This window comes from Sulfobacillus sp. hq2, from assembly GCF_002903155.1.
Classification (GTDB): Bacteria; Bacillota; Sulfobacillia; order Sulfobacillales; family Sulfobacillaceae; genus Sulfobacillus; species Sulfobacillus thermotolerans.
Genome location: NZ_NWUL01000047.1, coordinates 94348 through 105718 on the forward strand (window position 1 = coordinate 94348; position 11371 = coordinate 105718).

Sequence of the window (11371 nt, forward strand, 5' to 3'; positions counted from 1 at the left end):
ATATCCCCCTTATTTCGTGCCATCCATTGATTCCCGTTCAAACGCCCGCAATTTCGCCGAGCGAGCGCGCTGGTTGACATCTGTTTCGTCCTCATGCGGACTAATGGGATGACGTGTGAGCACCTTTCCGTGGCGCTCTTGTCCCCATTGCCGAAATGTATGCTTGACGATGCGGTCTTCGAGCGAATGAAACGAGATGACCACAATGCGTCCTTGTGGCGCTGCCCAGTGCAAAGCCGCCTCCAAGCCTTCTTCTAATGCCCCAAGTTCGTCGTTAACCCATATCCGCAAGGCCTGAAATGTACGGCGCGCCGGATGACCTCCCGTCCGCCTGGCCGCTGCAGGAATGGCCGCTTTAATCAATTCCACCAACTGCCCCGTGGTGCGGATCGGCTCTTTAGCCCGCGCCCGGACGATAAAATCCGCGATGCGGACCGCCCAGCGCTCCTCTCCCCACACTTGCAAAGCATGCGCAATTTCCTCTTTCGACTTCATGTTCACTAAACGAAATGCCGTCACCGGGTTGTCGGGATTCATACGCATATCCAAAGCGGTATCGTACTGGTAGCTAAAGCCACGTTCGGGGTTATCCAGTTGGGGAGATGATACCCCTAAATCAAAGAGAAAGCCGGCAATCCGCCCTCGCAATTCTGGATCTAAAATGGTTGACAAGTCCCGAAAATTGCCATGAACAAAGGTCACACGACTTTGGAATGGGGCTAGTGTTTCTTGGGCTGCCGCTAAAGCCATGGGATCTTGGTCCACCGCAATTAAGCGGGCGCCGGGATACGATTCCAGCAAACGGAGGCTATGGCCTCCAGCACCTGTTGTCGCATCGACATAGAGACCCCGGACGTCATGCACCCAGTATTGAAGGGCTTCTTCTGCTAACACGGAGACATGGGCAAATGACATCAAATCACCTCGGCTAAAATCCAAAGTCCACCATTTTTTCTGCAATTTCCTCATACGAGGTTTGCGCTTCTGCCTGATAGCCTTCCCAACGTTCGCGCGCCCACAACTCCACGCGCGTACTGACACCCACCAATACCACTTCTTTTTCAATACCCGCATGCTCCCGCAAACGCGGTGGAATCACGACACGAAACTGCTTATCCACTTCCACGTCTTGGGCCCCCGCTAAAAACAACCGAGCAAACGCCCGGGCGTTAGCGTTGGTCATGGGCAATGACTTGAGCCGCTCTTCCATCTTGCCCCATTCTTCCATCGGATACAGGAAGAGACATCCGTCTAACCCTTTGGTTATCACAAAATGAGTCTGCAGATCGTCGCGCAATCGAGAAGGGATCGTGACCCGGCCTTTGTCATCTAAGGAGTGTTCATACTCTCCCATCAGCATGGTCCAATCCCCCCTTTTCATCCACTCCGCTCCACTTCATTCCACTTTTCCAATTCGCTATGGGTTGCCGCATTCCTGCTTTTTTTTAAAAAACTTTTACTGCCATAAATTGGGTTCAAGCGACGGATTGTCCTCCCCTTTTCACCCAAGGGGTTAGAACCTTGAAAGGGCGTGACTAAATGCCCCGGAAAAGAACGCATGACCGGGGACAACTTCGTCCTTGATCGCAGCAATATCACAGCCTTGCCATAAGGCGCAGAACCTTCCCGAATATCGCAAGCCGAGGCGATGGAATTCGCGGCCTTTTTCCCCTACTCGTTCCGAAAAGACATAAGGCCACAATCAAGAAAATGGGAACCGCATCCATTGATTGAAGAGAGAAGAAGAGAATCCACAAAGAAGACATGGCCTTTAACGGCTCTTTAGCACGGGGATAAGATCAGGGCTTTTTAAAAAAGCGCAGGTAAAAAGCCGCAAACACCATCACAAGTCCAATGTTTGCGGTAAGGCGTTCCCAAAAATAATGTCTGAAAAAGACGATATCGACGCTTACCACGACACCGATTAGCAACATGACATAGAGCACGACCGAGATATTCTTCAGCATGACCATCACCTATACTTCTATTATAGCTACCGGTTCACCCACGTGGCACAGAATTCACGAGGCTTCTGAAAGGCAGTATTGTTGTATTCCTATAGCCTTTAGGCGACACCCCATCTCCTATCCCCTAAGGCGAGGGCTTACTGCTGGATTATGACGAGAAAGAGCACTGACAACCTTGACTTTACGAATATTCAATAGGAAATTGTTGACTAAATTCCCACAAATTATGTAAGGATCTTTTGTCTATTTTTTACTATTATTGTCTGGAAGTGGCGCCATTCGAATAGTTCCGGAAATTCGGCTTCCTTCGGAAATCGGCTTACGGTGCAATGCGTTTTCGCCCTTTAATCTACCCCATCGAAAGGAATGCGTCCCTCGTGAACGTATCGTGGTCAGATTTCGCGCTACGCGATCTTAAACAATTTTCTGCACCTGAAGCGAAGGCACTTAAGATACAAATTGAAGATATTCTAAAGTTCTTACCGTTAGACGCTGGCGAAACGGTCCATATACCATATGACAACGATTATATCGTAATCTGCCACCGTTATGCTCATCCTGCGGTCACCTCCGTGTTGCGAATTCTTTTTTACGAAGACGTGGTGGACTACCTCTAAACCACCACGGAACCATGGTGGTTAAAGAATCTGAACATGATTCCCGGGGGAAGTAATTTGTGTAGGATTCCTGTATCACTTACCTGCTAGTCTAATACTTAGAAAGGGGAGAACATTCTATGACGATACTAACCGACGATTCGAGCTACGAGTTGAGCGTTTTAATTGATCAATGGCTAGGTGAACTAAGATCCTCTGGGTTTGATGAGGAGGCGCTACAAGCCGTAGCCGACAGGCTAGGCAAATGGGCCGCCAATGGCTGGCAGTACTGCCAAGAAGACGTGAAAGCGACGGTCTTACAGAACTTTGTCAATTGGGCTCACGCGCGGGATATTGAGTTTGCATGGCTTTCTCGTCCCAGGACAAACCCTCAATAACTAACCCTTATCGTAACATCCCCACACATCCTTGACACCGGGAAACGATGAACTCATTCATCGTTTCCCGGTGGTCTTTGCTTTGCTGCCAACTAAAGCAAACGCGAGCCCGTTATGTATAGAGCCCTGACGCTTGACGTACGATATCAGTCAAGAGGCAATACCTACAAGGAATGTCGCCCATAGGACGACATTCCTTGTATGGCCAACACTTTGCAGAGAAAAGAGACGGCATATGGCTACACTACGACTCGACGTCGCGCGCGTGAGGCAATTCATGGAAGAACGCGGCCTCAATGAACGCGATTTAGCAGCGGAAATGGACATCGCCTATTCATACCTAAATCGCCTTTTAAGAGGCAAACGCGGGCTTGGGGTCCATGCAATAGCAGGATTTCTTCGGGCGGGACTCCAATGGGAGGATATTTTCACGGTGGTTGATGACGTCAACGACATTCCTTAGACGGGGGCCCCTGAGAAAATTCCAATGAATAAGCAAGGGCATAGCCCGTTGGTCGCATAAGGCATTGAATAGTCTGATGTCTATGGTATTCGATGGTGAGCCATTGCGTCATCCTCCCGAAGATACTGTGGTTTTGGCCGCTTACCAATCTACCAAGGGTAGCGTAATGGCTTATAAAGCTTTAATCCATCTTTACAATTAATACTGGGCTCTACTCCAATCCACAGCGTATCTGCGGATTTTAAATAAAAATTTGTCACCGTTCCAGTGGATATAAGTTCTAAATTGTGGACACTTCGACCCGACACCAGAGGTGAATACAATGGCCAAGCTATATAATGGGTAATTTTACGCGCACGCGGTTCATCGCGTTTTCACCTAACAAAAAGTGGCGACCCAGTGCCCCGTGCCTGCCCGCGCACAGAGCATTCCCAGTACGACCTTATATGCGTGGCCCCACCCATAAAGGGGACCCTGCGTCGAAAACGGAAAAACCAACGATACTATCAGATTTTGTCTTATGCAATTGACCGTCCAAACGCGCCTCCTATCTTAATGTTTTTTGTGAATTCCTCCTATCTTAATGTTTTTTGTGAATTCTCTTGTTCTCGTTGGTTTTTGTGAAATTCCGGGACTTCTGCGACCATCTAAACTCGACGAACGACTTTACGAAGCCTACCGAAAACTTTGCAGGGTCTTAAATTCAAGGGATCGATATCCCACTACTGAAACCACCAATGGTGAGTAAATAGCACACCGCCGTAGAAAGCGGTAACCGCAAATCCCAATATCGTTAATCGCATAATCCACGGAGACCATTGCGTTAATCCCAAATACATCGGGAAATAGACACTTGCAATACGCACTGTGCTATGTAGTGGCCAACCCGCATACATAAAGCTTAACGACACCAATATGCCTATTACACCATAGACTTTAAATGCCAACTGTTCTACAGTAGCAACACGTAACTTCACGACGCCGACAGTTCCTAGAATAAAGGCTGTTGTACAGAGCCATAACGCGAGTCTCAGCGGTACAATTCCGTGGTGAAAACTAAAAGGTAATCCATCAATCCATTGCACACCAGGTACAGTCCAGGTGCCCTTCCAAATTGCGATTCCCTGCATAGTCACAAACAACAAAGGATCGTGAAAACGAACTCCCAAAAAAGAACCATAGGATACTAGGCCCAAGGCAGCTCCAACTCCCCAAGCCAAATTTCTTAAAAAGCCCTTTCTATCCCCGTTCAATAAAGCCATCACGCAAGCAATCAGCGGGAAAATACCAACTAAAATGCCCGTCGCTTGAGTCGTTGCAGCGAGCCCTCCCAGAATGGATGCTACTCCGTACCGTCCCCTATGGGCTAATTCTACAGAAGCAAGAGTAAAAAACAGCGTCCAAGGCTCAGCATACAATGTTGCATAGTAAATGGCTGCAGGATTGAATGCCAACAACGTTAACCCACCAAAAACCACTGCAGGGCTTGGGTCAAACCTTTTAATAATTCTCTCAAAAAAGAAAAGGGAAGCAGCAAATGCTCCTTGCGTTGCAACCAACGCCCCCCACGGTGAGAACAAATGAATGAGAACAGGCACAAATGGAAAAAATGCTGTCGCTGCTAAATGAGGATCACCAGACACTTTTGGCAAATGAGCATAACCGTATTTCCCTATGTTGATATACCAAAGACTATCCCATTGAAAAAGCCCATGTGCCTGCCGATAGTATGCAGTTGTATTTCGGAGATACGACAAGGGCGCGTACTTATATGGAAACAATAAAGGCAACCAAACCAAAAACTCATGCATACCAAATAACCCAATCCATAGACCACGGTCTTTTCTTCTTATGACAACAGGCCGAGAAATGCTGATAGACATTCGCCCACATCCTATCGGTTTTGTTTCGGAGAAGTAACATTTAGAAATATTAAAATCAAGCTTGCAGCGAGATAATTTAATCAAGCGCTTTGTCAATCATGACTTTAGCCTCTATTGCCTAGCAGCCGCGATTTTCCGCCTAATGCCAATATAATAATTTTCATTAAAGCAAGACCAAAGAAAACCATCCAGCTCCGTTGATGGCCAAAAACTTTTGAAAACATTAACCCATGATTTGTCGAAATTGGATCGAGATGAATGGCGTGAAAGATCGCGAACCAAACTCCCGTGGTAAGGTAGTATAGGGAAAGCATAATGGTGGCAATGTGACTTAGCCGTGATGTCTGACTAAAATATTTGTAAACATTCCAATGCCTCATAGCAAAGAAATTAGAAATATACGACTTAATCTGAAGATCCCCACATTTGAAGAACATCATAATAAGGAGCAGTGCAATAGAATAAACAATTAAAAATAATTCCCGTCTCCATGCGGATACTAGCTTATACAGATTATCATTGGTTATACCTTTCATGTCTATTGTCCTTTCATTATTTTAAGCCTAAAGACAAGTGATTAGCTAGAATTTATACATTCGGAACACCATCTTACATCGACTACCTGTATATCCAACTAAAAGATTCTTAAGCAATGAGCATTACTCAACACAAACGCTATCCTTTCCGACTACCGGCAAACGGGAAGCCTCTCCCGTCTGCCGATAACAAGTTAAGCCCTCGTCATTGTTGTGTATAGGTTTGCTCTGGCGACGCCACAAAGTTCGCATTACTCATCTCGAATAACACGGTGACGGTATAAGTACCGGCCGCAAGGGTTGACGGAGGTAAAAACGAGGCGGTTTGCGTGCTGGCGTTATAGTCAGACAGCGGGATGTTTTCACTCGCCACAAGAGACCCATTTTGATCGAAACTGGCCGTAATCGCGATAGGGGTCGTGCTGATATTGGCAGCCTTCGGTACCTTGGCTTCAATAGCTGGTTGACTCTGGGTCGTCCCTACCGCGCTATAGCCCGCACCTTGGGCATCATCTATCGCATCAGGCATCTTGGCATAGGCGATATACCGATAGACGCCTGTCTGTGCAGCCGTAAAGGTAAAATGGTTCGCACTTGAATAGTTGCCGCTGGCCTTCCACACCCCACTCGGCGTCTCATACCAAAATTGATATAAAACCGGAGAAATATTGGTGGCTTGGGCACTCAGAGTGATAGCCTGTCCTTCATTGATAGACGCCGGGCCCGTGACCGTGACGGCACTATTCACAAAGGTACTGACAACAGGTACCGTCCCTTCAGGCGTTGTATTAATTGGATGGAGGTATTGTCCTTTGGGGGCAGCATACACCGTCATCAAGTAGCTCCCCTTGGTGAGATTGCGCAAGGTTACCGTACGCGACGGTGACCAATTTTGCGCCACCCGCCATGTATTGTCTTGTTCAACCCAAAATTGATATTCCACATTAGGAATGTTTGTAGAAGTCGCTGTAAAGGTATCGCTGCCCCCAAGGGCGGGAGCGCGCTCCGTTTCGGTAATCGATACGGTGCCGGCAGGCGCCGCAAACACCGAGCTTGCGGGAAACAACGCCATACCGGTGAATACGGCGCCGATCATAAGCCGAGACAACGTCTTCATATTCTTTGTTCGCACCAATAAACCTCCTTAATCAGTGAAGTAATGAGTGAAGTGCTGTTACCAGTTCAGAAACGGCTAGGACACAGGCTCATATCATTAGTCGGGTATAGCCTTCGCTGATAAAGCAAATCAACGCTATGGCATCAACTTTTTGACAATCCCATTACAGCTTTTTCAACCCATCAGGTGTTATAAAATGCCCCACCTCATGCGCCAAATAATGAAATACCCGCCTTACCATCCATTGCCCAAATTTTTCCTTCCTCTGCCTATCATACCCTGAATCTGTGCCCACGGTTGTTCCTTCGGCGACAAAATTTGGTAATTTATTTTTTCCTCTATGTGTATAACGTTAGGAAGCTAGGATGAACACTTTATTCCTTATTATAGGTATCTCCCGTTTATTGCCAAGAAAATCTTGCCATCTTTGGAATATTTACGCAGTATATCCTCCTAGTTGTGGCATAATAAAGGACGTACACCAAGCGCAATGACCAACACGCCCGAGTAGGGATGCAACATTTCGACAAACGTAATCTGTCATTCTATGGTAATTTGAAGACGAGTATTGATCCAATGTGAGTAGACGGCATACGAAAATTTTACGGTCATCGCAGAAGAACTTACGAGAAGACATACTGCATATGCTAGGAGGAGAACGATGAAACCATGGCACGCATTAGCCCCTGCGGCGCTTGCATTGTCCTTATTACTGCCGCAATCGCCTGCAACGGCCTTTCATGTCCCGAGATCACCCAAGCCCCTTAACACGGTATACGCGGCCTCCCTCTTGCCTTCACCGGTGAACCTTGGGGCTGTTGCGTTAGCGACGGTTTCCTCTGGCCCTACGATTCAGGTCACGATAAATGGTGCCCCACAGCAATTAGCGCTACCGAGCAATCTTAAGGAAAACACCACTTACACGATTCAATTATTTACGGTAGTCAACGGGGAACCTGTTGTCTTGCCCCCAGTGTCATTTTATATCAATACCGCAGGTAACGTCGTCAACACCCCTGCACCATCTGAGCCAACACAGTCCGCTGCCGTACGATTGGAAGACGCCTTACATAACTTACAAATTGCCCACGTCAGCATGCTCTTTGCCTATTTGGAATCCATCCAACTGACGCCTTTTCAAGTCGCCCAGATTAAGGAAAATGCTGCCGCCTTACCGGGCTTGTTTGGCAACGTCAGCAACCCTAACCAATTGACTCTGGCACAAAAAGAAGCGGCGGTCAATTTGTTTGTCACGAGTGCCCATGACGCTGACTTAACCGTTGTGCCGGTGTTGGCCACAGGCCAAAAGGTGAACCTGTTGACGTATACCGCGGTACCAGGTGATCCGTTAGAAATTGACCTCGACAGCGAGCAAGGACAAACACTTGCCGTCATTCAACCCGAGTATTACGATGTGGCCACCCCTTACTTGGAATCGTTCATCAACAACGTGGCGATTGCGGCCAGCGCCGCGTATCAGTTGGAGCACAGTGGACAATTCGTGGAAATTCCCCACGGCCAGTTGCCATGACCATAAGCGGATGCTACTACACACTTAGCTGCCAGGGGGAAACATGCGGCGGTTAGTGAGAGTCTTCGTTGGCATTGTTACCGGCATTTTAGCGCTTGTGGTCGTCATGGGCATTGCGGGTACGGCATTGTTTGGCTGGACTACGGTAAAAGAAACGGTCTTATTAGCGGATACCCTGCTATTCCCTTACCGACCCGCGCACTTTCACTACCGCAAACTCCCTGGCGATTGGTCGACTCTTCCTGGTCCCGGGGCACCCCTTGGCACGCTAGTGATTCCGGCTATCGGCATAAAGGCTCCAACGGTTCAAGGGACCACCTTTTCCCAATTACGGGTTGCAGTCGGCCACTATGCCGCAAGCCCGTTGCCTGGCCAACCCGGAAACGTGGTTTTTAGCACCTTGGGTCTGCGAACGGTGCGTAATTTGGATGCTATCCGGCCAGGCGACCGCATCATTTTTCGTAGTCGATACGGTGCCTTTGTGTACCGGGTGACCAAGATGGAAATTGTGCCCCAATCTGATCCCAACATTATCGTTCCCACTACAGTATCACAACTGACTTTAACGAGTGGGTATCCGTTTGTGGTTCACGACCTTCATCCAACCAAACAGCTTATTGTATGGGCGACGCCGGTATCTGTACCGCAGTCGAACGGTTAGTAGAATAAAATCGTGCGTCGTTGCCAGAAGGCCATGCCCAGTGCCGTTCGGGTCTCGGCATCAAAGGCTCAAGGAGGTTCTCATGACAATTCACTGGAAACTTTTTTTTATATTCCCCATCGTTGTATTGACAACCGCGTGCGGCGTTCATTCAGCAAGCCCAGCCCCGTCACAGTTTCATCATCATCGGGACACGCACGGTCATCAACCTAGCCGGGCTAAATACCATCACAAACATCAAGTAAGCGTGAAGTCGCCTTCCTCCACGCAAAGTCCTGTTATTTTGAGTACGTCGTCATCGAAGAGCGCCATTCCGCCGATCGTCTCCCGCCCTACTCCTCAACAAAGAACATCCGACAAACGAGCAATACTTGTCGTTGCACCACCGCCATCAGCACCTAAAGGCTCGCCCTCCGCAATGACAGTGAGCTTTGATCAAAACGCGCATTTAATTCAGTCTGCGAATATTACCCCAAGTAGTTTCGATAGACATGCCGATAACGTTACCTTTGTTCCCCCTACGCACCTCAAGCCGGGTAAGTACACCGTGATTGTCCTTTTTGAATATGCTAATGGCACCTTTTTCTCTTCATCCCCCAAGGCCTTCGTCAATCCTTAGACGAACTAGCAGAGACGGCCACCAAATATTGGCCCATATTCTTCGCTTTTCGGCCAAAGACGGGTTTTTGCGGAATGTCCCGACCTGATTTCAAATTGGACAGCCAAAATGAGCAAGATTACCACAACCCCTATGCCACCCACTCCATCGTAAATTTGCCATCCATATGGTCACTTTGTTGTATTGCCGCTCTGCAGGCCTAACGACCGCAGTGTATCGGCTTCATACCCGTCTGCAGGTCCTGGAACAAGAAATACCAACCATCCCAGCTTAATCAACCACACTCTTCGTCCATAAGTTTGACAAACATTTGTATAGGATCCTTGTAACGGTTACCTGCTAGTCTAGTATCTAGAAAGGGGAGAACATTAATGATGATTTTAACCGACGATTCCAGCCAAGAAATAGGCGTGTTAATTGATAAGTGGCTAACCGAACTTAAAGCCGACGGCTTCGATCCCGCCGCGTTGCAAGCCGTGGCCGAGCGCTTGGGCATTTGGGCCGCGCACGACTGGCAATATTGCCAAGAAGATGTCCAAGCCACTGTACTCCAGAACTTTGTTAACTGGGCCCATGCGCAAGGGATTGAGTTCGCGTGGCTTTCACGCCCTCGCACCAATCCCCACTAACAACACGGGATAACAATCTCTTAATCCCTTTGGTTTTGGGAGTGGGTATATCCATTGCCAATTGATAATCGACCGCAGGAGAGAGCGGACACAGCTCAAGTCTGTGTCCGCTCTCTCAACTTTGTTCACAGACTTATGCCCGCATCTTTCCATTTGACTTCATTGCTGGGAGCAGTCTCGAACATCTCCAGCGTGACTTGTCCTTATCAACAATTATTTCTATGCCGTATGTTCATGGGTTCATTCGCCAAGCAGCTCGCCACTTGGCGAGGCTGCCTCCAGTTATGATAGAGTACCCACAGTGGCCGAAGTAGAAGGAGTGTTGGGAATTCGTGAACATTGACAGTATAGTCATTTTAGGAGGCCCTGAACTAGAACGCCGAATCCGTCAAGGGGTAGCCACCGCCAAGCAACATCCCTCAGCCAGTGTGTTACTGTCAGGCACCCCACAAGAAACGATGTCGATGCGGCGCATGGTGCAAGATCAATTAGGAGATGGATGGTTGATCATTGAAGATGGGACCTCCTGGAGTACGGTCGATAATGCCGTGTGGACGCGGGGTATCTGTGAGGAGAGACACTTCATGCACCTCGCTGTGGTAACTTCCGAATGGCATATGCCACGAACCCAAGCTATTTTCCGTTGGGCTTTTTCTCAGTCGCCTACGCAAATCATCTTTATCCCCGCGAAAAGCTTTGATCCGCGTATTCGCACATGGCGCCTGTTAGAATTAGGCAAGTGGGCGCTCTTTTGTGCATCCAGCCGAAATGACAAAGAGTCAGCACCCTAAACTCTCCCCATTGTCCCCACAGCTAAGTGCTACGCGCCGACGTCATATCGTTGGCAATTGTCCCACCTGTACTCTGACGATTCAAGACGTTCAGCCCATATTTCGTGTCTCTCTCTTTACGAGCTTGTCACCTATCCTACAATTTTCAAATCCCAGAAGGTTTGATCAGCCAATGAAAGT

General features: G+C 48.2%; 13 protein-coding genes. 8 read left to right on the plus strand and 5 right to left on the minus strand.

Going from position 1 to position 11371, the window contains the following annotated elements:
* Positions 1 to 9: 9 nt before the first annotated feature.
* The 3 genes from rsmH to CO251_RS17550 all read right to left on the minus strand — a co-directional run bounded on the left by rsmH (position 10) and on the right by CO251_RS17550 (position 1967).
* On the minus strand, positions 10 to 915 hold the full coding sequence (gene rsmH, locus CO251_RS13970; protein ID WP_103376776.1) for a 16S rRNA (cytosine(1402)-N(4))-methyltransferase RsmH: 906 nt from the start codon (positions 913 to 915) through the stop codon (positions 10 to 12).
* Between the two features lie 13 nt (positions 916 to 928).
* On the minus strand, positions 929 to 1360 hold the full coding sequence (gene mraZ, locus CO251_RS13975) for a division/cell wall cluster transcriptional repressor MraZ (protein ID WP_103376432.1): 432 nt from the start codon (positions 1358 to 1360) through the stop codon (positions 929 to 931).
* Between the two features lie 439 nt (positions 1361 to 1799).
* Positions 1800 to 1967: a hypothetical protein gene (locus CO251_RS17550; RefSeq protein ID WP_173677115.1), complete on the minus strand. Its 168-nt coding sequence runs from the start codon at positions 1965 to 1967 to the stop codon at positions 1800 to 1802.
* A 377-nt stretch (positions 1968 to 2344) separates the two neighbouring features.
* Here CO251_RS17550 and CO251_RS13980 point away from each other — a divergent pair, with 377 nt between their 5' ends.
* The 3 genes from CO251_RS13980 (at position 2345) to CO251_RS13990 (ending at position 3424) form a co-directional block, all read left to right on the plus strand.
* A complete protein-coding gene (locus CO251_RS13980; protein ID WP_103376433.1) occupies positions 2345 to 2584 on the plus strand; it encodes a hypothetical protein in 240 nt (79 codons plus the stop codon).
* Positions 2585 to 2703: 119 nt separating this feature from the next.
* Positions 2704 to 2961, plus strand: a complete 258-nt coding sequence (locus CO251_RS13985) for a hypothetical protein (protein WP_103376434.1) — start codon at positions 2704 to 2706, stop codon at positions 2959 to 2961.
* A gap of 235 nt (positions 2962 to 3196) precedes the next feature.
* Positions 3197 to 3424: a helix-turn-helix transcriptional regulator gene (locus CO251_RS13990; protein ID WP_146039092.1), complete on the plus strand. Its 228-nt coding sequence runs from the start codon at positions 3197 to 3199 to the stop codon at positions 3422 to 3424.
* 722 nt (positions 3425 to 4146) lie between these two features.
* Here CO251_RS13990 and CO251_RS13995 read toward each other — a convergent pair.
* Both CO251_RS13995 and CO251_RS14005 read right to left on the minus strand, forming a co-directional pair.
* Entirely contained in the window at positions 4147 to 5307 is a 1161-nt protein-coding gene (locus CO251_RS13995) for a hypothetical protein (RefSeq protein ID WP_103376436.1), read from the minus strand.
* A 741-nt stretch (positions 5308 to 6048) separates the two neighbouring features.
* Positions 6049 to 6975, minus strand: coding sequence for a hypothetical protein (locus tag CO251_RS14005; protein WP_103376438.1), 927 nt, complete (start codon positions 6973 to 6975; stop codon positions 6049 to 6051).
* A 646-nt stretch (positions 6976 to 7621) separates the two neighbouring features.
* Between CO251_RS14005 and CO251_RS14010 the strand changes: the two genes are divergently transcribed.
* The 5 genes from CO251_RS14010 to CO251_RS14025 all read left to right on the plus strand — a co-directional run bounded on the left by CO251_RS14010 (position 7622) and on the right by CO251_RS14025 (position 11191).
* Positions 7622 to 8491 carry a hypothetical protein gene (locus CO251_RS14010; RefSeq protein WP_103376439.1) on the plus strand — a complete coding sequence of 290 codons (870 nt, stop codon included), beginning with the start codon at positions 7622 to 7624 and terminating at the stop codon, positions 8489 to 8491.
* Between the two features lie 43 nt (positions 8492 to 8534).
* Positions 8535 to 9152, plus strand: coding sequence for a class D sortase (locus CO251_RS14015; RefSeq protein WP_103376440.1), 618 nt, complete (start codon positions 8535 to 8537; stop codon positions 9150 to 9152).
* An 82-nt stretch (positions 9153 to 9234) separates the two neighbouring features.
* Entirely contained in the window at positions 9235 to 9771 is a 537-nt protein-coding gene (locus CO251_RS17260) for a hypothetical protein (RefSeq protein ID WP_146039093.1), read from the plus strand.
* Positions 9772 to 10142: 371 nt separating this feature from the next.
* Positions 10143 to 10400, plus strand: coding sequence for a hypothetical protein (locus tag CO251_RS14020; protein WP_103376441.1), 258 nt, complete (start codon positions 10143 to 10145; stop codon positions 10398 to 10400).
* Positions 10401 to 10732: 332 nt separating this feature from the next.
* Positions 10733 to 11191 (plus strand): YdcF family protein, encoded by a 459-nt coding sequence (locus CO251_RS14025; protein WP_103376442.1) that lies wholly within the window; start codon positions 10733 to 10735, stop codon positions 11189 to 11191.
* Positions 11192 to 11371 lie beyond the last annotated feature (180 nt).

What these genes read in the sequence shown, in the direction of transcription:
- rsmH (WP_103376776.1), bottom strand. Translation starts at nt 915, where the DNA reads ATGTCATTTGCCCATGTCTCCGTGTTAGCAGAAGAAGCCCTTCAATAC.
- mraZ (WP_103376432.1), bottom strand. Translation starts at nt 1,360, where the DNA reads ATGCTGATGGGAGAGTATGAACACTCCTTAGATGACAAAGGCCGGGTC.
- CO251_RS17550 (WP_173677115.1), bottom strand. Translation starts at nt 1,967, where the DNA reads ATGCTGAAGAATATCTCGGTCGTGCTCTATGTCATGTTGCTAATCGGT.
- CO251_RS13985 (WP_103376434.1), top strand. Translation starts at nt 2,704, where the DNA reads ATGACGATACTAACCGACGATTCGAGCTACGAGTTGAGCGTTTTAATT.
- CO251_RS13990 (WP_146039092.1), top strand. Translation starts at nt 3,197, where the DNA reads ATGGCTACACTACGACTCGACGTCGCGCGCGTGAGGCAATTCATGGAA.
- CO251_RS13995 (WP_103376436.1), bottom strand. Translation starts at nt 5,307, where the DNA reads ATGTCTATCAGCATTTCTCGGCCTGTTGTCATAAGAAGAAAAGACCGT.
- CO251_RS14010 (WP_103376439.1), top strand. Translation starts at nt 7,622, where the DNA reads ATGAAACCATGGCACGCATTAGCCCCTGCGGCGCTTGCATTGTCCTTA.
- CO251_RS14015 (WP_103376440.1), top strand. Translation starts at nt 8,535, where the DNA reads ATGCGGCGGTTAGTGAGAGTCTTCGTTGGCATTGTTACCGGCATTTTA.
- CO251_RS17260 (WP_146039093.1), top strand. Translation starts at nt 9,235, where the DNA reads ATGACAATTCACTGGAAACTTTTTTTTATATTCCCCATCGTTGTATTG.
- CO251_RS14020 (WP_103376441.1), top strand. Translation starts at nt 10,143, where the DNA reads ATGATGATTTTAACCGACGATTCCAGCCAAGAAATAGGCGTGTTAATT.